The organism is Planococcus sp. CAU13 (assembly GCF_000775575.1).
Lineage (GTDB): Bacteria > Bacillota > Bacilli > Bacillales_A > Planococcaceae > Planococcus.
Map to the genome: position 1 here is coordinate 1 of NZ_JRGN01000217.1, position 21,328 is coordinate 21,328.

General features: G+C 41.6%; 24 protein-coding genes and 2 pseudogenes. 21 read left to right on the forward strand and 5 right to left on the reverse strand.

Annotation, left to right across the window (positions count from 1 at the left end; genetic code table 11):
* A partial coding sequence (locus KW93_RS09815; RefSeq protein ID WP_033542831.1) for a hypothetical protein occupies positions 1–309 on the reverse strand: 309 nt, incomplete at its 3' end.
* A gap of 391 nt (positions 310–700) precedes the next feature.
* Here KW93_RS09815 and KW93_RS09820 point away from each other — a divergent pair.
* The 7 genes from KW93_RS09820 (at position 701) to KW93_RS09840 (ending at position 6,299) form a co-directional block, all read left to right on the forward strand.
* Entirely contained in the window at positions 701–1,300 is a 600-nt protein-coding gene (locus KW93_RS09820) for an alpha/beta hydrolase (protein WP_052131549.1), read from the forward strand.
* Between the two features lie 456 nt (positions 1,301–1,756).
* Complete coding sequence (locus tag KW93_RS09825; RefSeq protein ID WP_033542832.1) at positions 1,757–2,608, forward strand: hypothetical protein; 852 nt, start codon at positions 1,757–1,759, stop codon at positions 2,606–2,608.
* Positions 2,609–4,099 (forward strand): hypothetical protein, encoded by a 1,491-nt coding sequence (locus tag KW93_RS09830; protein ID WP_033542833.1) that lies wholly within the window; start codon positions 2,609–2,611, stop codon positions 4,097–4,099.
* A gap of 124 nt (positions 4,100–4,223) precedes the next feature.
* Positions 4,224–4,298, forward strand: a complete 75-nt coding sequence (locus KW93_RS17980) for an SHOCT domain-containing protein (RefSeq protein ID WP_152602442.1) — start codon at positions 4,224–4,226, stop codon at positions 4,296–4,298.
* A 363-nt stretch (positions 4,299–4,661) separates the two neighbouring features.
* A complete protein-coding gene (locus KW93_RS09835; protein WP_033542834.1) occupies positions 4,662–5,099 on the forward strand; it encodes a hypothetical protein in 438 nt (145 codons plus the stop codon).
* 151 nt (positions 5,100–5,250) lie between these two features.
* A complete protein-coding gene (locus KW93_RS17455; RefSeq protein WP_161787035.1) occupies positions 5,251–5,415 on the forward strand; it encodes a hypothetical protein in 165 nt (54 codons plus the stop codon).
* Between the two features lie 173 nt (positions 5,416–5,588).
* Entirely contained in the window at positions 5,589–6,299 is a 711-nt protein-coding gene (locus KW93_RS09840) for a hypothetical protein (protein WP_033542835.1), read from the forward strand.
* A 209-nt stretch (positions 6,300–6,508) separates the two neighbouring features.
* On the opposite strand, the pseudogene KW93_RS09845 reads toward KW93_RS09840, so the two are convergent.
* A pseudogene (locus KW93_RS09845) lies at positions 6,509–6,832 on the reverse strand (radical SAM/CxCxxxxC motif protein YfkAB); the annotation flags it as partial.
* Between the two features lie 151 nt (positions 6,833–6,983).
* Here KW93_RS09845 and KW93_RS09850 point away from each other — a divergent pair.
* The 6 genes from KW93_RS09850 (at position 6,984) to KW93_RS09875 (ending at position 13,185) form a co-directional block, all read left to right on the forward strand.
* Positions 6,984–7,931, forward strand: coding sequence for an alpha/beta hydrolase (locus tag KW93_RS09850; RefSeq protein WP_033542851.1), 948 nt, complete (start codon positions 6,984–6,986; stop codon positions 7,929–7,931).
* A gap of 37 nt (positions 7,932–7,968) precedes the next feature.
* The gene (locus KW93_RS09855; RefSeq protein ID WP_052131550.1) at positions 7,969–8,667 is read left to right on the forward strand and encodes a DUF4085 family protein; all 699 of its coding nucleotides are present in this window, start codon (positions 7,969–7,971) and stop codon (positions 8,665–8,667) included.
* Between the two features lie 333 nt (positions 8,668–9,000).
* Positions 9,001–9,900: an ABC transporter ATP-binding protein gene (locus KW93_RS09860; protein ID WP_033542837.1), complete on the forward strand. Its 900-nt coding sequence runs from the start codon at positions 9,001–9,003 to the stop codon at positions 9,898–9,900.
* The gene (locus KW93_RS09865; protein ID WP_033542838.1) at positions 9,887–11,107 is read left to right on the forward strand and encodes an ABC transporter permease; all 1,221 of its coding nucleotides are present in this window, start codon (positions 9,887–9,889) and stop codon (positions 11,105–11,107) included. The genes KW93_RS09860 and KW93_RS09865 overlap by 14 nt, the downstream gene beginning before the upstream one ends.
* A 418-nt stretch (positions 11,108–11,525) precedes the next feature.
* Positions 11,526–12,869 (forward strand): PQQ-dependent sugar dehydrogenase, encoded by a 1,344-nt coding sequence (locus KW93_RS09870; RefSeq protein WP_033542839.1) that lies wholly within the window; start codon positions 11,526–11,528, stop codon positions 12,867–12,869.
* A 133-nt stretch (positions 12,870–13,002) separates the two neighbouring features.
* Positions 13,003–13,185 (forward strand): hypothetical protein, encoded by a 183-nt coding sequence (locus KW93_RS09875; RefSeq protein WP_033542840.1) that lies wholly within the window; start codon positions 13,003–13,005, stop codon positions 13,183–13,185.
* A gap of 377 nt (positions 13,186–13,562) precedes the next feature.
* On the opposite strand, the gene KW93_RS09880 is transcribed toward KW93_RS09875, so the two are convergent.
* Together KW93_RS09880 and KW93_RS09885 are read right to left on the reverse strand one after the other, a co-directional pair.
* Positions 13,563–14,294 carry a Fic/DOC family protein gene (locus KW93_RS09880; protein WP_033542841.1) on the reverse strand — a complete coding sequence of 244 codons (732 nt, stop codon included), beginning with the start codon at positions 14,292–14,294 and terminating at the stop codon, positions 13,563–13,565.
* Between the two features lie 4 nt (positions 14,295–14,298).
* Positions 14,299–14,490, reverse strand: coding sequence for an antitoxin VbhA family protein (locus tag KW93_RS09885; protein ID WP_033542842.1), 192 nt, complete (start codon positions 14,488–14,490; stop codon positions 14,299–14,301).
* Positions 14,491–15,240: 750 nt separating this feature from the next.
* On the opposite strand from KW93_RS09885, the gene KW93_RS09890 reads away from it, so the two are divergent.
* The 7 genes from KW93_RS09890 (at position 15,241) to KW93_RS17460 (ending at position 19,911) form a co-directional block, all read left to right on the forward strand.
* Complete coding sequence (locus tag KW93_RS09890; protein WP_033542843.1) at positions 15,241–15,615, forward strand: GntR family transcriptional regulator; 375 nt, start codon at positions 15,241–15,243, stop codon at positions 15,613–15,615.
* Complete coding sequence (locus KW93_RS09895) at positions 15,605–16,468, forward strand: ABC transporter ATP-binding protein (protein WP_033542844.1); 864 nt, start codon at positions 15,605–15,607, stop codon at positions 16,466–16,468. Before KW93_RS09890 ends, KW93_RS09895 begins: the two co-directional genes overlap by 11 nt.
* Positions 16,465–17,166, forward strand: coding sequence for a hypothetical protein (locus KW93_RS09900; protein WP_033542845.1), 702 nt, complete (start codon positions 16,465–16,467; stop codon positions 17,164–17,166). The genes KW93_RS09895 and KW93_RS09900 overlap by 4 nt, the downstream gene beginning before the upstream one ends.
* Before the next feature lie 395 nt (positions 17,167–17,561).
* The gene (locus tag KW93_RS09905; RefSeq protein WP_033542846.1) at positions 17,562–18,269 is read left to right on the forward strand and encodes an MBL fold metallo-hydrolase; all 708 of its coding nucleotides are present in this window, start codon (positions 17,562–17,564) and stop codon (positions 18,267–18,269) included.
* Between the two features lie 20 nt (positions 18,270–18,289).
* Positions 18,290–18,871, forward strand: a complete 582-nt coding sequence (locus tag KW93_RS09910; protein WP_033542853.1) for a TetR/AcrR family transcriptional regulator — start codon at positions 18,290–18,292, stop codon at positions 18,869–18,871.
* A 390-nt stretch (positions 18,872–19,261) separates the two neighbouring features.
* Positions 19,262–19,588 (forward strand): hypothetical protein, encoded by a 327-nt coding sequence (locus tag KW93_RS09915; protein ID WP_033542847.1) that lies wholly within the window; start codon positions 19,262–19,264, stop codon positions 19,586–19,588.
* A 161-nt stretch (positions 19,589–19,749) separates the two neighbouring features.
* Complete coding sequence (locus tag KW93_RS17460) at positions 19,750–19,911, forward strand: hypothetical protein (protein WP_161787036.1); 162 nt, start codon at positions 19,750–19,752, stop codon at positions 19,909–19,911.
* 215 nt (positions 19,912–20,126) lie between these two features.
* On the opposite strand, the pseudogene KW93_RS17310 reads toward KW93_RS17460, so the two are convergent.
* Positions 20,127–20,240 (reverse strand): annotated as a pseudogene (locus KW93_RS17310) (cation:dicarboxylate symporter family transporter); the annotation flags it as partial.
* 318 nt (positions 20,241–20,558) lie between these two features.
* On the opposite strand from KW93_RS17310, the gene KW93_RS09925 reads away from it, so the two are divergent.
* Positions 20,559–21,328, forward strand: a 770-nt coding sequence (locus KW93_RS09925; RefSeq protein WP_033542849.1) for a M20 family metallopeptidase, incomplete at its 3' end; no start/stop codon positions are given.

The following is a 21,328-nucleotide window of genomic DNA, read 5'->3' on the forward strand; positions in this document are numbered from 1 at the left end:
TTCAGCAGCTTCTTTATCGGCTTTTTCTTTCTCTGCGGCCAATTTTTCTTCTTCCTTCTTTTCTTCCTCAGCAGCTCTAATCTCTTCCTCAGTTGGTTCGGCGGCTGTAACTTCTTCCTCGATAACCCCTGCTTCTTCAATCGAATCAACTGGTTCGGTTATGATGATTGCAACAAAAATACAAATCACACCGCCAGTAAGAATCAACGAGGGTGTTTTCTTCGGCTTTTTTCGGAAAAAACTAATTACTAGCCACCAAAAGCCCACATTGACAGCACCAAACCCTATTAGAACAAATAAAATATCCATACTTACCCCCTAAAATATTAACTTACTTCTAAATACTAACAAAAAAGTTAATTAATAAATATGGCTTATTTACTAATACTTTTCTTTTTCTTTAATTTTGCTAAATAAGAGATTCAATTCTTGAATTTTTGAACTGAACCCCAAATGGTAGACACTTAAAAAAGTGATCCCATTTGGGTTTTTTCTACTTTCTTGTCCCGGTATACTGAAAATATTTACTGGAACGGAAAGTCGCCTCCATATGTCGACCCCATTTCAGGTTATTAACTATAATTGCGTGAAGAAATTGACGTATTTACAGACCTCAAGGGTAAATAGATACGGCTTTCGTATTTTTACCTGAGTAGATAAATATATATATGTTTGCGACACAGGGAGAATATAGGGACTGTTGAAAACTAAATCCCGCTATATCAATGATGCGGCTGCCTCGGTGGGGCTTTTGAAATCGGATGACGCATTTATGGAAGTCGGGATTATCAGGCACAGCAAAGGTTCGCTGATTAGCATGGCGGCAGCAGAGCGCGCTTCAGCCGCTTTGTTTATCTCCATAGCGGGAGCAGGACTCTCCATTGATGAAGTGCTGATGGAGCAGCTTCCGGAATATCTCATGAATGAAGCCCAGCAAATCATCGGCCAATTGAAGGAAGGCGAGCAGGTGGCAACGGTCAGCCCAGAATATCAAAGTGTTTTCCGTCCGTCGGTCCAGCCCTACATGATTTCCTGGCTGGCGTTCAATCCGCAGGAAGAAGTGGCGGCACTTGAGATTCCGGTCCTGATTATCGGGAGCACAGCCGATTCGCAGGTAACGGTATCTGATGAGGAAAGTTTAAATGCGGCGCATCCGGAGTCAGAACTGCTTATTATTAAGGATATGAATCATGTCTTGAAGACTGTAGCGGATGAAAGCGAGAATGAGGCTGATTATAGCAATCCCCATCTACCGCTGGAGGGTGGATTGATGGAGGGGATTGTTTGGTTTTTGGAATGAAATGAGTTAGGGATCAGTATGCTACTCCTCTAGACGCCCGACGAGTTATTTCGTCATACACTGACACGTTTTTTAACATGGGCAGAAAATATTCCACTTTATTGACTAAAATGCAACTATTTGCCGTAATCAGGAAAAAGACATATATTTTGCATTACAAAAGACAATACACTTTTATCCTATAATCAAATTCGATCCTAGTTTAAAGGCCGCCCTGAAGGAACTTAAGTTCCCTAGAGTTGCCTTTTAGTTTACTCAAGCATTTGAAGTACGATTCCCTAATAACACTATTTTGTAGTTCATATTTAACTGTATTAAAAAGGAAAAATATCTATATTTAGGTATCCTCTTGTGGTACTATTCACTTAATTAGAAAACTGATTATAAGTGCCAGTCTATTAAAATAGAGCTTTAACAAATCCAATATAAATATGACCACCAAAGGAGAGAAATATTATGTTAAATAGTTCAATGAAAAAAGAAGCAATTAAAAAATTGGAAAACTCAATAACCAGTTACGAAAAATCCACTAAAAAATTACAAACTAAAGCAATTAGTCTCCATAACACCCGTTCTTATGGGGTTGATGTCATAAACAAAATTGAAGAATATATTAACACATTAGCAAACACTCCAAAGGAATTTGAGAAAACAATTGAAAAAGTTGAAATAAACTTGTCAAGTTTTAAAGCGCTCACTGAAATTTCATATGACGAAAAAGAAATGATTAGATTGGCAGGAGGAGGTACTGCAATCGGAGTAGCGGCAGGAGTCGCTACTGCTGCAATTGCGCCAACAGCAGCTATGGCACTTGCTACCACTTTTGGAGTTGCTTCGACGGGAACGGCTATTTCTACTTTATCAGGAGCAGCAGCTACTAATGCTGCGTTGGCTTGGTTAGGTGGAGGTACTCTTTTAGCGGGTGGTGGCGGTATTGCAAAAGGCAGTGTTTTATTAGCATTAGCTGGTCCTATCGGTTGGGGAATCGGTGCTGCCAGCCTAACAGCGGGTGGGTTTTTGGCCAATAAAAAAAATAAAGAGGTTGCTATTAAAGCTGATAAAGAACGTGTAGAAGTTATCAAGGCATCAAAAGTTTTGGATGCAACGACCGCAGAAATAATAAAGTTAAATGCTTCCACTGAAACATTGTCTACAAATATTGAACAAAGCTTAATTACTTTTGTAAGCAATACAAAGAGAGTGAAATCTTATACAGAATTTTCGCAGGAAGAAAAAGAGCTACTAAGAGCATTGTTGAACAATACTGAAAGTCTTTCAGCGTTGTTTAAGAAGGAAGTTGCGAAGTAGATGTCTACAAATGTCTGGAAAGATCAATTTAATGCGGCCGGTGTTGGTGGGTTTAATCAGTGGAAAGAAGATTTTATAAACAAGCAGTTGAGTCAGGTGATAAAGGAGAAAATAAATTGGCAAAACCTTCAAAATCAATACTTTGAAAATGCCTTAGGACATGTGATGAAAGTGCGTGGGTTTTTATCGAATCCACAACATATTCTTGGATCAGAGCAAACTAAACATGGTGAAGTAGCAGAGCACTTAGAAGTACATGTGAGAAATGCAAGGGAAGCATTATATGGGCGAAGTCCAGTTGCTACTTTTGATGGGGTGGGTCGGACTGCTCCTGAAGACTTCATGATAGAAGGTATTAAATATCAGTCAAAATTTATTAATGGTACAAATAATGCGCTCCAACACATACTCAAACATTTCAATAAGTACGAAGATGACACAATGAATTATTTAATTCCAAAGGATCAGTATAAAGTTATCGAAGCAATAAAAGCTGGCAACCCACCTAGCTATTTAAGTGATAAATATATTCGGAATCTCCTTCAAAAAGTAGAGGAGTTAGAGAATAGAACGGGTAGAAGTTACCAAGATCTTGTTAAATCATCAATATCAAACTATGATGAAGTACAGCTTGGTGAAGTGGGAAAAACAGTTTCAAATTATCAAAATGAAATTGTAGAGGAAAACCAGAAAATTCAAGATGAAATTCTTGAAGATGCAAAAAGAAAAACAAAAATACTTGAAATTAAAAAAGCTCCATCTGTTGGTGAAGGAGTTAAAATTGCAGGTAGCGCTGCAGCAATTGCCGCTTCTTTAAATACGATAACTGTGATATATAGCAAAGTTAAAGAAGGGAAAAAGATCCAGGATTTCAATGAAGATGATTGGAAGGAGATCGGTTTAAGTTCTGCTAAAGCGGGGTTAAAGGGCGGGGTAACTGCTGGAAGCATTTATGCTTTAACAAACCTGACATCTCTATCGGCCCCGTTTGCCGGTGCTGTAGCAAGTGCCGCCATGGGATTAGCATCTCTAAGCGCGGATTTAAGAGAAGATCAAATTTCTATGGACGAATTTGTAACAGCAGGCCAGATTCTCTGTATAGAAGCAGGCATAGCAGCTACTGGTGGAGCAATTGGACAGATGTTGATACCAGTCCCGGTATTGGGAGCAATTATTGGAACAGTAACAGCAAATTTTGTATGGGGATTTGCAAAAGATAAAATTGAGGGTAGGGAACAAGAGCTCAAGAAAGTCTTAGATGGATACACAGATTCGCTTCTTGCAAAAGTAGATCAAGCTTATCAAGATATCATTTCAAAAATAAATGCAACATACAACCGTTACGATACTCTTATCGAAGCAGCATTTGACGTTCAAACAAATTCAGCAGTTCTAGCTTCGGCCTCTGTGAAATTAGCCGTGGAATTAGGGGTAAGTAACTCAAAAATTTTGAGGAATGATGCTGATTTAGATTCGTTTTTCTTGGGGTGAAAAAGATGAATAAAATAATATCTTTGAAAAAGAAAAAGAACTAAGTTCATAAAGTAGAATGAATACTGCTTAAGGATTAGGCACTAATGTAGAGCCGAAGAAGACAAAGTCCTTTGATGAGCAGATTGAAACGCATAAGAAATTGAAAGACCTTATGGACGCAGGAATTCTATCGGAAGAAGAGTTTAATACAAAATAGAAAGAGAGTATGGGACTATAATTTATAACAAAACCTTGAAAATTATGTCCTTGAATAGAAACAACTCTAAACGTTTTTGACAATACACTACAATCTATTCTCTAGCCATAGCCACACCGTCTGCAACAACATGGCGGTTGGGGCTTTTCTTTTTATTCCTTCGTGTAAATTGTTTGGGGAGTACGTCATCCCCAAGAAGCAAAAGTAAAAAGTAAGAAAATGAAACACGGGGCAATTAGAGAGACGTGATAGAATATCAGGTAGTGACACAATAAATCTTTTTATAGAGAGCATATTATCTTGCCAAGAAGGAATTGCAACTTTCATGGAAGGAAAATGAATTGAAAAGGACGTGACAGCAACGTGAACAAAACCGTAGAACAAAAATTGAACGAAGTGCTCGAAGTGTTTCGCAGTCTTCCGAATTGCAGGATTGAACCGGATGAGGGCGATCGGCTGCTGATAGTCAGCCATAAACCGGTTCCCTGGAGTGACGCGGAACCATCACACAAAATTGGGTTCATTACGCCTCATAAAGCGGCGCTGGGGGTCTATATTGATTTCCCGCATGATCTTTTAGACGTTGAAAGGGTGGAGGAAGTCATTAATCCTGAAGCCACCTTGGATTATTACGAGCCAGGCACCAAGACATCTAATGTGAAAAGCTGGTGGCGGTTCCGGTCGGATGAAAAGTTCGACAGCATCCACTTGGTCCTGAGAAAGACGGAGCTGGCGCTATATGATTTCAAGAGAGAAGAATGGATTGAATTGATAAGAGAGATAACGGATGTTCATGAATAAGAGATAAAACAGAGCTTTCCAGTAAATTGGAGAGCTTTTATTGATATATAGCTTAAACACAACACTCAAACACAACAACTCATCACAATCTGCGCTTACTTACATAAAATTTCAACTTCGTATATAGTAGGATTTAAAAGGAGTGGGAAAAATGAAAAAACTTTTAAGCATTGTGAACGTCACATCAGAAAATGGAGTATATCGCTTCTATCAATACCGTGACAAAAATCCATTGCCGCAGATTGAGTTATACAAGTTATCAGGTGAAAAAAATCGCTGTTCAAACTGTTTATGGAGAAGTAAAGAAATTGAATGATGAGTTCAAGTTTCAAATCAAGACTGTTCCCGAGAATAGAAAGAGCCCGCTTAATACGAGAGAGTTCAGTGATAAATTTATAAGAGCGTACAAAAGTAAAACCGTTCATATTTAATGAGTTCGGAACAATACTAATTACATACTGCGGCAGCTGACTGAAAAGGAGTGAGCAGATGGATAAGTTGGACAGCTTGGAAGAGTACAAGTGGATTCGGGACGAGACCGTCTATTTCCTGACTGATGAACGGCAGGGAAGCCGGGTGGAAAACTTCCTGCCAAAACGCTTTGGCCATTATTGCAAAATTATCCATCCATTGTTCCGGGATCCACAGATTAAAGATGAACGTCTTTTGTGGAGGGATTGTACTCCGGAACAATCAAGTGAAATTCAGCTTGGTGAGAGGCTAAGATTAAAGGAGCTTGCTGAAAAGTATGATCTTAAATTTTCGAAAGAGTTGTCACCGGCGTCATTGATGAATAAACTGGGCGGATCTCCCCGCTATATCATTTCAGGCGAAGAAGGGGAAATCGAGCCGGATACACTGAAAGCGCTGGTTGGAGTACTGCAGCGGTTTAGCGGAGAAGGGGACTGCTATTTCCTGTATGGCCTTTTGAAGTCGGCTAATTATATCGATGAACTTTATCACGGTGAATTGGCAGAAGTCGAAGAGCTGGCAAAGCGCGACCACCTGTGTGGAACCCCGCCCTATTGGTGGCCGGCAGATAAGTCATGGTGTCTTTATACGGATATTGACCTGAATTTTTCATTGATTGGCGGCAGCTCCGAGCTGATCGAAGCGTTGCTTACGGATGATTTCCTGGAGTGCATCGAGTGTGATGCGACTACCCGGATCGATAATCTGGCGGATTACACGAATAAGTGATATTGCATCTCAGGGAAAGAAAAAATTCTAAAGGATTTTGACAATACACTACAGTTTATACTCCATTCATTGCTACACTTGTCGTGTCAACATTTCAAAAGTGTTTTTCCTTTTTATTCATCAATATAAATTTTGCCGCTCCATGAGCCGCGACGATTCAAAAAAGCCTGACCCAGCTGGAATCTTCCACACTGGATCGGGCATTTAATTTATACGGTAATTTTTGATTTTTGAACGGTGAAATCGGTTTCCGGGCAATAAGTTTCTTTCACCAACAAATTCGGACCGAGACATTTTGCCGCTGGGCAGTGGCAGTCGATCGTTTTGGCTAATGGCCGTTCCAGCCAGCGGTCAAGCATCGTCGGCAGCGAAGCATGCTGGATATTGCCCATCGCTGGTGTATCGCCGAAATCAGTGACGATGAAATCACCGGTGAAAATATTCACATTCAGCCGTGAGCGGCCGTCCGGGTCGTTGCGGACGCCTGCCTCTGCCAGGGTGCGGCTGTTGTCGATCATGCGCTGGAACTGTTCGGCCCGCCGTTCCCTTAGGAGAATGTTGCCACACTCTTTGCAATAACATTTAGAGTGTGGTATTTTTGTTTATTTACCCGCAGATTCGATTGGGAAATGCGGCGCATTCTTGGAAGCGAAATGATTGATTTTAAAAGGGGAAGATTATTTTATGAGTAAGTTTTCTAAAGTGGCAATCAGTTTGCTGGCATTTATCATTATCGCTTTGGCCTTTGCCGGAGATTTTTTTTACGGTGAAGCGGTGCAGCGGGGGAATGAAGTCGAACTTCATAGTGAAGAAGAAATTCCGGTGACTATCAACCCGGATAATGAACAGATTATCGAGGAAGCGGCCCAATGGTATAAGGAACAGGAATTTGAAAAGGTCTCGATCCATACATATGACGATCTTACGTTGGAAGGAGATTTTTTAAAGAATGAAGATTCCGAAGGGAAATCTGTAATCCTTGCACACGGCTTCCGGGGAAACCGGGAAGATATGGGCGACTTTGTCCGTTTTTATTATGATCAGGGTTTTGATGTTTTAATTCCCGATGCTCGTGGCCACGGAGGGAGCGAAGGGGATTATATCGGTTTCGGCTGGCATGAACGGCTGGATATAAGGCAGTGGACCGGGCTGCTCATTGATGAGGAAAACAGCAGCGATATTTTTCTTCACGGCATTTCGATGGGCGCAGCGACCGTATTGATGACAAGTGGCGAGGAGCTTCCACCGGAAGTGAAAGGAATTATTGCTGACAGCCCTTATACGTCGGGTGCGGATATTTTGTCTTATCAGCTCCGGTCCATCTACAATCTGCCGGCGTTTCCGCTTATTCCAATCACTAGCGGTGTTACAAAACTGCGAGCGGGTTTCAACTTCTATGAAGCTTCTGCGCTCGAGCAAGCCGAAAAAAATACGCATCCTTTGTTTATCATCCATGGAGAGGCGGATGAACTCGTTCCTACCTCGATGGGAGAGGAATTGTACGAAGCGGCGGGCGGCGACAAAATGTTTTGGACAGTTCCGGATGCCGGACATGTTAAAGCCTATACAGTGGCCACTCAGGAATATCAGGAGCGGCTGAGAGGATTCATTGAGAAAAGTATGGAGAAGTGATTTGCATTTTGCGATTACAAGTCAGGAGGTTCAATGGATGAAGTACTTCACGAAGGATTGGTATGATGAAATGCAGGTTTCCGGTTTTCTCGTATTGCCGGAGTCGGAAGAGGACTGGGAAGAGGAATTGGAATATTACAGCAAGGAAGGAAAGGACTTGCGGGAACTCAATTTGCGCAATCTGGATGATATGCGGGAAAGTTTGCTGCGCTTCTTGCCGGAATCATTTTATCCGTATATACACGATGGCACGCTGGTGACAGAATACCCGACACCGGAACTGCGCATGCTCGTCAATCGCTGGGAGCGGGATTACCAGCGGCGTATGGAAGAACTGAGTGACCAGTATGAGCTGCATTTAGATTCAATCAAAGCGGAGCTTCCGCCAGCAGCAGTCGAGTTCGTGGAGAATGGGCTGCACGATGCGGTCGTCGTTTCTATTGAAAGACCGTCTGAAGATCAGCTTGTCCTGAGGCTCGACTGCAGTGGGGGCTTCCATTATTTTACCGATGTCCGTTTCACTTTTGAAGGAGTCACCTATTCGGATATTCCGGCTGATTTCAAAGGTGCATGGTGGCTGTATGATGAAATATATAAAACGGCAGATGGCTTTGAGCTTCATACATTGTTCGACTCCCCTATGACCGAGACGGTGATCCGTGCGCGCGATGTGAAAGTTGAGCAGCTGAAACTGCCGCTGCTGCGCAGGTTTCAGAAGTGGGTCAGAAGAAGGTAGAAAGCAATTTTGATTAGGAGTAATAAAAGATTACGACCCTGGAAAGAAAAAATTCCAGATGATTGTGGCAAGACACTATAATATCTGCTCCATACATAGCCGCACCGGCTGCATCTGTACTCCGGTTGTGGCTTTTTCATTTTATTCATCCATATGAATTGTTTGGGAATTGTATGGTTCCCTGGGAAGTGGAGTTAAATATTTTTTTAATATAAATTTTTAATTTTAAAAATTAACAATTTAATGGGAATTTTCTATGTTAAGATGTATTTTGGGACTTAGAAAAGAAAAACTTTAAAAATCTGCACTTATTCAAATTATGGAGGTGTCAAAATGGATTTAGTCATCAAAGATTTAAACAAATCATTTAATAACAAACATGTATTAAAAGGGATTAGTTTAACGATCAATTCAGGACAGATTTTTGGTTACCTGGGGAGAAATGGCGCGGGAAAAACAACATCCATGCGAATTTTGATGGATGTATTCAAAGGCGACAGTGGATCGATTACGATGGATGGAAAAGAATTTAAACCGACTGACCATCGAATTGGATATTTGCCTGAAGAACGCGGGATGTATGGGAAATTTAAAGTGAAAGATCAATTGGTTTATTTTGCTGAACTGCGGGGTGCCACCAAAAAAGAAGCTCAGCATTCCATGAAGAAGTGGGCCGAAGAGTTTGGCATTGACATTTATCTGGACCAAAAGCTTGAGACGCTGTCAAAAGGAAACCAGCAAAAAGTTCAAATTGCACAAGCTTTTATTTGTGAACCGGATATTTTGATTTTGGATGAACCTTTTTCAGGGCTGGATCCTGTCAATTCGAAAATCTTTCAGGATTCTTTATTGAATTACATAAGAGAAGACCGGATCATTATCTTTTCTTCCCACCAGATGGGGTATATCGAATCTTTTTGCGACGATATCGCCATTATAAATGACGGGAAGATCGTACTGGATGGAGATTTGAATGCAATCAGAAAACAAATGGGCGAAGGCAAGCTTCGTTTGAGATTTGCTGAACAGCAAAACCTGGATTTTTTAGCAGCATACGATTATACAATTGAAAGAGAAGACGTTATTTTAACGCTCCCTCCAACTGAAACGAAAAAATCATTCATTGAAGGCTTATTCAGCCGAGGAATCGAACTTACGATGTTTATGGATTACTTACCGAGTCTCCAGGAAATATTCATCGAGAAAACAGGTGATAAAAATGTCGAAGCTTAAAACCGTTTTTAATTTCGAATTGCTTGGAATGATCCAAAAGAAAAGTCTTCTCGTGACAACGGCCATCATGTGCATCATTACGCTGCTGCTTACCACAATCCCTACTTTCATGATTTGGTTTGGCGGGGAAGGAGCAGAAGAAGAGCTGAATGAAAATGGTGAAGCCCCGGAAGAATTTACGCTGGTATACGAAAATGATGAACTAAGGGAATCCTTGAGTCCGGTGTTAGGGGAAGAAACCTATGCCACAGAAGAGGAATTGAGGGATGCAGTTCAGAATGAGGAAGTTGCTTCCGGATTTGTCGTGGAGGATTATAATCGCTATACCTATATCACCTATGACAGCTCAAATTTCTCAGCGGAACAAATGTCTTTTGAGGCACAATTAAAAACACTCAATGAAGATCGGTTGTTTGATGAAAACGGCATTGACAGTCAGCAGGTCCGCGAAATTATGGGTCAACCCATTGAACAGGAAACTGTGTACCTGGGGAAAGATGCCGGATCTGGAACAGCCATTGCCTTTGGTGTCCTGATCACGATGTATTTGCTCATTCTCTTGTATGGATCAAATGTAGCAACATCGGTAGCGAGGGAAAAAGACTCGCGTACGATGGAACTGCTCATCACATCCAGTAATCCGCGAATATTGATATTAGGAAAAGTAGGGGCAGTCGGATTGACCGGTATTTTACAGGTCGCGTCAATCATTCTATTTGCTGTGATTGGATTTATGCTGAATAAAGGGAACTATCCGGAGTTTCTGATTGATATGCTTCAAGGAACCATGACAATGGATGTGGTTCTGGTTTATATTCTATTTTCAGTAATGGGTTACATCCTATACCTGTTTATCTATGCGGCTTTAGGAAGTCTGGTTTCAAAGGTGGAAGATGTGAACTCTGCCGTTACACCGATAACATTCCTGTTTATCCTGGCTTATTTCGCTGCAACGTTTGCAACGAATGTGCCTGATAATACCATTGTAAAAGTCACATCGTTTATCCCGTTCATCTCGTTATTTACGATGCCGATCCGTTATATGCTGACAAGCGTGCCAATCGCATCTCTTTTACTATCAAGCGCGATAATGGTGATAACAGTAGCGTTGTTTGCCGCGTTATCCATTCACATCTATAAATTCGGGGCATTGAATTATGGAAACCGTCTCAGATTTAAAGATGTAATCAATTCTTTCAAAAAATAGTTCAGGAGCCTTGTGCGAGCAAGGCTCTTTTTTATGGAGTTCTAAACCTTCACATAAGTAATCATGGTGGACGATGTTTTTACGTTTTATGAGATGGTAAAAGGATCCATGTGCAGTAACTACGGCGAAGCCTTACTCCTTGCAGGGGGGCAAGACAAAGACAGCCTTAATACATCATAAAAGGCGACAACTCCAGTTACTGTCTTTTAATAAGATATTATTACAAGAATTTAGTAAATGTCATGGAATAAAGTAAGATTAATGTTATTTTTCAGATAATTGTGATAAAATTTTTAAAAAGTAGTTTCATTTTTTTAGGTGGGATATGAAAGGCTCAACCACGTTTTGATACTGGGTTTTGGGGAATGCACTTTAATGTATATTCAGTTAAATATTTTAGAAAAGGGGAGGAAAATCGATGACGAAAATTCCGTGGTCAAGATTACTGTTCTTTACAATGCTGATCTTTGTATTGGCTTTGGCAGCATGTGGAGGCAATGATGATGCTTCAAACGAAGAATCACCGGATGATTCCGGTACTACAACAGAAGAACCTGCTGACGAAGGTGCCGAAACAGAAGAACCTGCCGACGAAGGCGCTGAGGAAAGTGCAGGTGGAGAACCTGCAGAAACTGGAGAAAAAGTTACTGAGTTTGAACCGGCATTTCCAGAACAAACAAGAGCACCGGCAGTAGTGACTGAAACAGAACTTAATGAGGAAGTTATTGTTGACGGTCTTGAGGTGTCCTGGGGTATGGAAGAGTTTGAACCAAACCGCTTGCTTGTTACGCAAAGAGATACAGCAGAACTTCTTATTGTAAACCTTGAAGATTATTCTGTTTCAGAACCAATCGAAGGTACACCGGAAGTAAACAGCGAAGGCCAGGGTGGCTTATTTGATGTAGCCATTGCACCTGATTTTGACGAATCAAGAATGGTATTTTTAACGTTTTCTCAAGATGTTGAAGGTGGTACTGTAACTGCTCTAGGTAAAGGTGTTTTATCAGAAGATGAAACCTCACTTGAAGGTTTTGAAGTAATCTTCCAGGCATTACCAGCTTATGAGGGTGACTTACACTATGGTGGACGTATTATCTTTGATGAGGATGGCAACCTGTTCTTGACAACTGGTGAACGTTCAGATGATCCAATTCGCGAACGTGCACAGGACTTGGATGCTTACTTAGGCAAAGTCATTCACATTACACAAGACGGGGAAGCAGTGGATACGAATCCATTTATCGAAGATGAAGAAGCACTGGATGGTATTTACAGCTATGGTCACCGTAATATTCAAGGTATTGACTTCCATCCTGAAACAGGTGACTTATGGATTATTGAATTCGGTCCACAAGCTGGGGATGAACTGAATATAGTCGAACCAGGCAATAACTATGGATGGCCAATTGTTTCATATGGTATCGAATACTCTGGTGAATTAATCAATGGTGGTGTTTCAGAACACGAAGCGCAAGGCTTTATTGAACCAAGATATTACTGGGATCCAACAAGTGCGCCAAGTGGCAGTTCATTCTATGACAACAACGCAATTCCTGAATGGGAGAACAACCTGTTCATCGGTGGTTTAGCGTCGAGCTATATTGCACGTGTCGTTATTGAAGGTGACACCATCGTTGGAGAAGAACGTCTATTGACTGATAAAGCCGAACGTTTCCGTGATATTCTTGTAACAGAGGATGGCGCGCTTATTGCAGCCACTGATGGCGGTACGATTTATAGGATTACTGCAGCAGGTGAATAAACAGAAAATAGAAAGAGACTATTTGATACTTGCTTTTGGCTGATTTTAAAACTCTGCTTTGATGAATCCCATTTGTTCATTTTTACGAAGGGTATACTCTTTACAATAGATAATCTGAGGAGGGATTTTTCTGATGGGCCAAACTTTTGACGCATTAAAAGAAAAAATCAGCAATGCCGACAAGGGAGAAGCGAAAGAAATCATCACTCAAGTCAAGCAGGCACATGACGATGGCAAGATTGACGAAAATGAAAAGAACGAATTGAAGGATTTAGCGAAATCTAAAATCGGCGGAGGGCTCGGCGGCTTATTTTAGGAGCCGGAAGCCTAATTGGAAATAAGTTTCGGCATCCTTATTGAAAGGTTGTCGAAGCTTATTTTTTATGGTTAAGATTATGTCTCTGTGTTAAAGAGAACTCTGTTTAGTAACTGCAAATACATGAAGAAAAAGGCCGTATCCGTAGCCTCAATGGTTACGGGTACGGCTTTCTTATTAGTACATACGAAGTTGTATATTGTCGTTTCTTAAGAAGCAAAGTTTAAAACCCAGATAGCTGCAGCAGGATTATTGAACACAAAAAAATAATCCGGCCTTGGACTGAACACTCGGGGGCTTACTTTAACTACTATTTAAGGGAATTGTGTGTTGCCGGTCCGTTTAATGGCGGGTGTATCGGGCGGTTTAATTTAAAATTATTCATCAGTTTTATTTATATCGGGATCTGCAGTAAATGGCTTTTCTTCATAGTTGGATACATCGTAGTCTTTAATTGTTTGATATCTTTCGGAAAACGAGCCACTGAGATCAGTGGGGTGCAGTATGGTAAGGCCGAGAGCATCGGTAATAATCCGTTTCAGGTATTGAGGCTCTGGAGCTTCTTCGACAGCAGCCAGGACTAAAGCATTTCTTAGATATCCTGCATTCTGAGAAAGTAATTGTTCGTCAAATTCAATGTACTTATTATCCGCAAACAATTTCATGAAAATTGAAACTGTACGGGTATTTCCTTCTCGAAAAGGATGTACCCGCCAGAGATCGGTCATAAGCTTTTTGAAATTGCTGACTAAATGATTTCTTGGCAGAGCCCAGTCCATTTCATTTACCCACTTGAAAATTTCAGTCAAGTCAGTTTCTATATTATCCTTGTCGCTGTAAGTAATTGATAAACCGTTTAAAACTTGTTCGCTCTTAAAGATATTTATAGTGCGAAATTCTCCTGCCCAATCATAAAGATCCTGAAAAAGGTAGTGGTGGATTGTTTTTATACTATTGATATCATTAAAATCAATCTGCTGTCCAATGGATTGTATGTCCACAATTCCGGCAATCACTAGTTGAGCTTCAACAGTAATTAATTCCTGCTCATCTTTAATTCCAAGTTTGTTTTTTAATAGATTGGATTTTGGATACACGTAAGGATCCATTTAACTATTGAGACACCTTTGTGTATTTATCCAAGATGGCTTTCTTTAATTGTCTTTCTGAAACTTCCCCGTTCTCATATTGCTTTAACAAATTTTGAGTAAAGGCAGTTGGTTTTCCACCATCAATAGCAGCCATTCCAACTGCAAAACGAACTCTCTTTTGACGTTCTGAATTTGAATTTGAATTTAAATTCATGATTACCACCCCTTTACTTAGTGCTTTAATTATATCACAAAGTGTCAGAAATCTTTTGGGATATGGGTTTCAAAATCGCGTCCCTGTGTCCAAGAGAATTCAGTCTATTCACGACAATGGTATATAAGAAATTTAAAGCTGAAGAAAGGCAACGATTTAATGTACTGGACTCAGCATAACTATCGAGACAGTTAAATATTCATGATTTTGTCTGACACAGGGAACATTTGGGAACTGCTGGGAATAAACCGGCCAGCATTAGCAGAAGTGTGTTTAATGCACTCAAAACTGCCTTGTCCCTCGAAAGAACTCCTTATACACCTCCGCTCCCAAAGGTTATAATCAACCCGGGTTAAAATCGCATCCCAGGGAAAGAAACAATTCTAAACAATTTTAACTATTTACTATCATTCCATAAAAAAGATAATCCATTCCTTAAATACATAGTTTCATAAGATGGTGTATCAATGTTTATGCCAAAAGAGGAATTGTCATAAATTGTGCGCTCCCTGGGAAGCGAAGCTCTATCCTGCTGATTAAACTTGCGTCCAATGAATTTTGTGTTCATTGGACGCGAGTTTTTTATTTTATTCCGATAGCTTAACGGCCATGAATTATCAGGTTCTTGAAAAAAATAATTATTGGTTGTCTTTTTTTATTTAAAGTTTTCAGATTATTGTTGACATTAAACTTGGTGTGTTCTATAGTTAGTTACATAAGTAATGAACCAATGAGCTTGGAGGAATATAAATGACTATACTTGACAGCAGCAAGCCGATTTTCCTTCAGATCAAAGAGCAGCTTGAAGATTCCATTTTGGTAGGTTCGCTTGGCGCGAATGAGCGGGTGCCGTCGACGAATGAATTTGCGGCGTTTTATCAGATCAATCCGGCGACTGCAGGAAAAGGGATCAACGAACTGGTTGCGGAAGGGATTCTATTCAAGAAAAGAGGTGTCGGGATGTTCGTGACGGAAGGTGCGAAAGGGATTCTGGTGGAAAAGCGGAAGCAGACGTTTCGGGAGAGTTTTGTGGAGCCGCTGAAAAAGGAAGCAGCTAAGCTTGGGATCCGGGAAGACGAGCTGATGGAGATGCTATACGGGGAGGTACAGACAAATGAAAATTGAAGTGAAGAATTTGTCGAAGTCGTATAAGGGGAAGCAGGCGCTGAAAGGATTATCATTCACACTCGGCGAACAGAAAATTTACGGATTGCTCGGGCGCAACGGTGCAGGGAAAACGACATTTATGGACATCCTGTCAGGGAATCTGCAGCCTTCGGAAGGAGAAGTGCTCATTAACGGGAGAAGTGCATTCAACGACCAGGAACTGCGCCAGTCGATTTGCCTGATCAAAGACAGCGATAATGCCCGGAAAGAGCTGAAAGTGAAGAACATGCTGAAGCTGTACAGCTATTTTTATCCGACGTGGTCGCAGGAATTGGCGGAGACACTGCTCGATGAATTCGGCCTTGACCGGAATGCGCGCATCAAAACGTTTTCAAAAGGAATGGAATCGGCGCTTGGCATCACGCTCGGACTGGCGAGCCGCGCACCGATTACCGTGTTCGATGAACCGTATATCGGCTTGGATGCCGCTGCGCGTAAACGTTTTTATCAGCTGCTGCTGGAAGAATATGAGATAGAGAAGCGGACGTTTATCTTCTCAACGCATTTGATAGATGAAGTCAGCCTTCTGTTCGAGGAAGTGCTGATTCTGCAGGAAGGCCGCCTCATCCTCCAGGAAGATTCGGAACTGCTGCGCGGCATGACGAGCGCAGTGTCAGGGAAAACGGATCAGGTGGAAGCTTTCATCAAAAATAAGAAAGTGTGGAACAAACAGCAATTCGGCGGGCTGATGACCGCCTATGTGAACGGCAGTTCTGAAGAGGCGGAGCAGGCAGGGCTGAGCGCGAAAGGGATTCCGATTCAGGATCTCATGGTATATATGACTGAAAGCAGGGAAGGTGTATTGAAATGAGTAATCAGGTGAAAGGCATGCTGTACTTGTTCGCCATGGAATTCCGGTATTCAATTCTTGTGTTTTGGTCGATCCTGCTGAGCATCCTGCTGGTGTTCCTCTTGTTCTGTTACTATGTAATCAGCCCTGCAGACGGCAGCTTCTTCTTCGGCTTTCCGTTCGCCATCTACTTTTACTGCGGAGTTCTCGGATTTATGGCGGTGAAAGAAATTGTGCCGTTCGCATTGAAAATAGGCGCGACACGCAGGAATTATTATATTGCGGCCGGATTGTTCTTTCTCGGTCTCTCTGCTTTCTTTTCATTTGCAGCCAATACGATCCAGTCGCTTGTTACGGTCTTGATCGATGGAACAAGAGTGGAATCAATGCAGTTCATTCATTTGGCGAACTTCCTTGGCGGTACATGGGTGGACCGGTTCGTTACTGATCTCTCTGTGATGTTCCTCCTGATGACAATCCTGTTCCTGACTGGTTTGGTGTTCTACAAATATGGGCAGCTTGGCGGCGGTATTTTAATCGGTCTTGCAGCGGCCGTCGTCCTGGCAGGCGTTGCGCAAGGATGGCTAATAGCCGGTATTATTGAACTGTTCGCAGACATCAATATCCTGTTTTTCTATCAGGTGCTATTGCTGGGGCTCATCCTGTATGCCTTATCGTTTGTCATGCTGAGGGATATTTCAATAACGAAGAGGAAATAAAACCTGCAGCGAAGGAAAACCTTTTAGATTCATGTCAATTGAATACAAAAAACATCCGCTTCCGAATAATGAAATCCGGGAAGCGGATGTTTTTTCTTCTATTCTATATCTTCTTCATTTTATCGCAGTTTCCGCTCTTTATCTTAAGTATCTTTCGGTTAAAAAAAGTTTTATATTTTATTTTCTTCAATGGTTTTTTGAATCGAAAACCCGCTTCAGGCGATTAGGGCAGAGGCGTTTTAGAATATGCCAAGCTAAACTTGGGAGGAATTCACCAATTTTCTGAGCATGAACCGCAGCATATGCTGTCATTCAAAATTAATATTTGCTTTAACTAATATAATTAGTTAAAATACTAATTATATTAGTTATGGGGCGAAGGAGGACGTTTCAGAATGAAATTGGTCAGCAAAAGAACTTTGCATCAGATTTCTTTTATGCCACGGTTATTTCCGGTCAACTGTTATCTGGTAGAGGAAGACAGCGGCTTAACTTTGATAGATGCCGCTATGCCTTATTGCACCAAAAAAATACTTTCAGTTGCGAGTAAAATAGGGAAACCGATCACCGACGTGATTCTGACGCATGCGCACAGCGACCACGTGGGTTCATTGGATGCATTGAAGGAAGAACTTCCCGATTTGCGTGTTTCCATTTCGGCAAGAGATTCACGTCTGTTGGCCGGTGATAAGACTGTGCTCGCCACTGAATCGGACAGCCCAATACGCGGTGGAGTGCCGAAAGGGATCCGGACAGTACCTGATATTTTACTGGCGGAAGGTGATCGGATCGGTTCGTTGGAAGTGATTGCCACGCCCGGACATACACCAGGCTCAATCAGCCTTCTTGATGTGCGGAATGGTTTTCTGGTGGCAGGCGATGCTTTACAGACCCGAGGGGGCATAGCTGTTTCAGGAGTGCTGAAGCCTCTTTTTCCGTTTCCGGCAATTGCAACATGGAATAAAGAGGAAGCTTTAAGAAGCGTCCTGAAACTAAGAGCCCTAAACCCGGCTTTATTGGCAGTGGGACACGGAAAGATGCTGGAGAATCCAGGTCAGCAAATGGACAGGGCTATCGAGGAAGCGAAGCGGCAACTAAAATAGTGAATTGGGAAGTGGAAAATATGGGCAGCAGAACCAGATTGGATATGGGAATAATTCTTGAAAAAGCAACGGAGCTTGTGGACCGGAACGGACTTGATCAGCTGTCACTGAATATGCTGGCTCAGGAACTGAATATTAAATCTCCCTCCTTATACAACCACTTTCAGGGGTTGGAAGGGTTGAAACAGCAATTGGCCATCTACGGTACAGAACAGCTTTATGCCCATCTGCTGCCAGCCGCAATAGGGAGTAAAGGCGATGAAGCAATTCATGGGCTTTCACGTGCATATATAGATTTTGCCAGAATTCATCCCGGCCTTTACGAGGCGACGAACCGTATTCCGGATCATTCGGATGAGAAATTGCAGCATGTGCAGGAAGAAGTTGTGAAATTGGTGATGCAGGTTCTTCACAGTTATCATTTGGAAGATGAAATGGCGATTCATATAGTGAGGGGCTTGCGAAGTATTTTGCATGGTTTTGCTTCATTAATAAGAACGGGCGGTTTCCAGATGCCTGTCGATCTCGACAAGAGTATCCCCATCGTCATTGACATTTTCATAGAAGGCATCCACTCGAGGGTTCAACAGGAAGAGTATTGAAAATAATATGGAAAAAGGGATTCATATGGTTAGAGTGATGCAAACCAAAGCAAAGCGTTTTAGCATGCTGCTTATTTATCATTATATATTGTTTGTAAAATGTATCGTTCCCTGGGAAGAAAAACTAAAGAAATTTACGAATTATATTATCCTTGAAACCTAAAATGCCCGATCCAGCTGGAATCTTCCACACTGGATCGGGCTTTGTAAATTAAACGTTGCTTGTGCGGGAGCTGGTTTTAATGTGCGAAAAAGTATATGAACTATGCTTAAATACCACTTCGGCCATACATTAACTAAATATTCAAACTTTTTTAATCTTTTTACTGGTAATCGAACACAGGTTCTGTTATATTAAAAGCATACCACTATGGAATGAGGTGTATTTCGATGGTGCTTGCGATCAAAGAAGTGAACGGATTTGAAAGAGGAAAGAAATATACAAGGGATCTTGAGTTTTTATCGTGTTTTAAAAACGATGAACATCGAGTAGTCGCTTTAGTTGATAGAGATGGCAATGTTTTTTATTGGACGACTACAGAAGATTCGCCTGAATATCGAAACTTCCGTTTAAAAGCTACTTATACATTTAAAGTCAGTTATATTTCAACAGTATTTGGTCCTTCCAGTCCTAAGGTCATTATTGCAGAGCTGAATGACGTAACAGCCGAGAACGGTATGTATGGTAAGGCAAAGCGATATAAATTACATGCTTAATATATAATTGTAAAAAGAACCTTGATACTTTCAAGGTTCTTTTTTTTTGAAGTATAAATTTTAGACTTTCCATCCGGGATTGAATAGTTGTGGCTGTAACAGCTTCCAAAAGAACTCCCCATTCACCCCCAAAGGTTATGATCAACCCAGGGGGAATTCTCATGAACTTAAACAACCTGAAAACAACCGTGCCGACAAAATTTTATAAACGAAGCAAAGATTATTTGGAGCAGGGTTTTGTGGAACAGTTGACGGAAGATGCGCCGAATCGCTTTCATGCGATTGTGGAGGCACGAGGGATTACGAGGTGTCGGTTAATTTGATGTAGGGCGGAACTTTAACTTCTTATCCGACAGAGTTGGACTATTATGATTTTAAAAGAGAAGAATGGATCGAGTTAATGCAACAGATTATCGGAATTCATAGAAATAAATAAAGTCGCGTTCCTGCAAGAAGCAATTATACGAAATTTTGGTGCACCACTATAGTTTCGCTGTTTGTGCATGAAAAGGCATTGCCTGGCTCGAAGGATGGTCATGGCACCGACTGCAGTGGCGATCAAACCGAAAGTGCCGTACGGAGCGAATTTCATAACGATGCCGACAAGGTACATCATGACGTCATTGCCCTGCTCGACAAGGTTCAAAATGCCTGGAATATCATATTCAGAGACTGAAATGGAAAATCTCTTCTCAAAGAGCCGTATACCTTTTTTAGGGTATGCGGCTTTTAGGGGGTTTAAAAATAATTTCAAGAACGATTATCGAAATCACTTTTAATTAATATGAATTTTTTTGAGGAATGGAAAATTTATGTATTTCAATATTCTGTTCTATGGTACGATTTATTCGTGCTAAAAATTTGAAAATTCTAAATGAAGCAGCAGAGATTTTATTGAAACCTATAAAAAAGATCCTAATAACTGCTCGAGATGGTTTTTTCACAGCTAAAACATAAGGGGGCAGAACCAATGGAATGGATGAAGCAGCGGCATGGAGAAATGATCGAATTGCTCGAGCAGCTTGTCAATACGGACAGCGGCTCTACAGATAAAGAGGGAATTGACCGTGTCGGGGATATTTTGAAGGGGCATTACGAAGCGATAGGGTTTGTGGTGGAAAAGATTGAAAACGAGAAGAACGGCAATCATCTGCTGTTCCGCCAGCCGGATGCAACTGAGCCGAAAATCCTTCTGCTCGGTCACATGGATACAGTGTTCGCGAAAGGAACAGCTGCGAAGCGCCCTTTCCGGAGGGAAGACGGCCGTGCTTATGGACCGGGAGTTGCGGATATGAAAGGCAGCCAAGTAACGCTATTATTCGCCATGAAGTATTTGGCTGAACACGACCCGGCTGCCCTTCGCAACGTTATTGTCCTCTTAAACAGCGATGAAGAAATCGGTTCACCGACATCTTGTGAATTGATTGAAGAAACTGCGCGTCCAGTCGATTACGCACTTGTCATGGAGCCCGCCCGAAAAGACGGTTCCCTCGTTTCATCCCGCCGCGGAGGAGGTCATTACGAGATGCATGTCCAGGGACGTGCATCTCATTCCGGAGGCGCACCGGAAGAAGGCATCAGCGCAATTGAGGAATTAGCCCATAAAATCATTAAGCTGAACGCCTTGTCCGATCATGCAAACGGCGTTTCCGTTTCCGTCGGCATTATTGAAGGCGGCGAAGCGGTCAATATGATTCCTGACCGCGCGACTGGTTACATCGATGTCCGTGTTAACACGGA

Excerpts from the sequence above, each read along its gene's own strand:
- KW93_RS09885 (WP_033542842.1), bottom strand. The coding sequence starts at position 14,490 with ATGAATTTAAATTCAAATTCAAATTCAGAACGTCAAAAGAGAGTTCGT.
- KW93_RS09870 (WP_033542839.1), top strand. The coding sequence starts at position 11,526 with ATGACGAAAATTCCGTGGTCAAGATTACTGTTCTTTACAATGCTGATC.
- KW93_RS09895 (WP_033542844.1), top strand. The coding sequence starts at position 15,605 with ATGAAAATTGAAGTGAAGAATTTGTCGAAGTCGTATAAGGGGAAGCAG.
- KW93_RS09915 (WP_033542847.1), top strand. The coding sequence starts at position 19,262 with ATGGTGCTTGCGATCAAAGAAGTGAACGGATTTGAAAGAGGAAAGAAA.
- KW93_RS09860 (WP_033542837.1), top strand. The coding sequence starts at position 9,001 with ATGGATTTAGTCATCAAAGATTTAAACAAATCATTTAATAACAAACAT.
- KW93_RS09875 (WP_033542840.1), top strand. The coding sequence starts at position 13,003 with ATGGGCCAAACTTTTGACGCATTAAAAGAAAAAATCAGCAATGCCGAC.
- KW93_RS09855 (WP_052131550.1), top strand. The coding sequence starts at position 7,969 with ATGAAGTACTTCACGAAGGATTGGTATGATGAAATGCAGGTTTCCGGT.
- KW93_RS09850 (WP_033542851.1), top strand. The coding sequence starts at position 6,984 with ATGAGTAAGTTTTCTAAAGTGGCAATCAGTTTGCTGGCATTTATCATT.
- KW93_RS09825 (WP_033542832.1), top strand. The coding sequence starts at position 1,757 with ATGTTAAATAGTTCAATGAAAAAAGAAGCAATTAAAAAATTGGAAAAC.
- KW93_RS09880 (WP_033542841.1), bottom strand. The coding sequence starts at position 14,294 with ATGGATCCTTACGTGTATCCAAAATCCAATCTATTAAAAAACAAACTT.
- KW93_RS09865 (WP_033542838.1), top strand. The coding sequence starts at position 9,887 with ATGTCGAAGCTTAAAACCGTTTTTAATTTCGAATTGCTTGGAATGATC.
- KW93_RS09900 (WP_033542845.1), top strand. The coding sequence starts at position 16,465 with ATGAGTAATCAGGTGAAAGGCATGCTGTACTTGTTCGCCATGGAATTC.
- KW93_RS09830 (WP_033542833.1), top strand. The coding sequence starts at position 2,609 with ATGTCTACAAATGTCTGGAAAGATCAATTTAATGCGGCCGGTGTTGGT.
- KW93_RS17460 (WP_161787036.1), top strand. The coding sequence starts at position 19,750 with ATGAACTTAAACAACCTGAAAACAACCGTGCCGACAAAATTTTATAAA.
- KW93_RS09890 (WP_033542843.1), top strand. The coding sequence starts at position 15,241 with ATGACTATACTTGACAGCAGCAAGCCGATTTTCCTTCAGATCAAAGAG.
- KW93_RS09905 (WP_033542846.1), top strand. The coding sequence starts at position 17,562 with ATGAAATTGGTCAGCAAAAGAACTTTGCATCAGATTTCTTTTATGCCA.
- KW93_RS17455 (WP_161787035.1), top strand. The coding sequence starts at position 5,251 with ATGAAAAAACTTTTAAGCATTGTGAACGTCACATCAGAAAATGGAGTA.
- KW93_RS09910 (WP_033542853.1), top strand. The coding sequence starts at position 18,290 with ATGGGCAGCAGAACCAGATTGGATATGGGAATAATTCTTGAAAAAGCA.
- KW93_RS09840 (WP_033542835.1), top strand. The coding sequence starts at position 5,589 with ATGGATAAGTTGGACAGCTTGGAAGAGTACAAGTGGATTCGGGACGAG.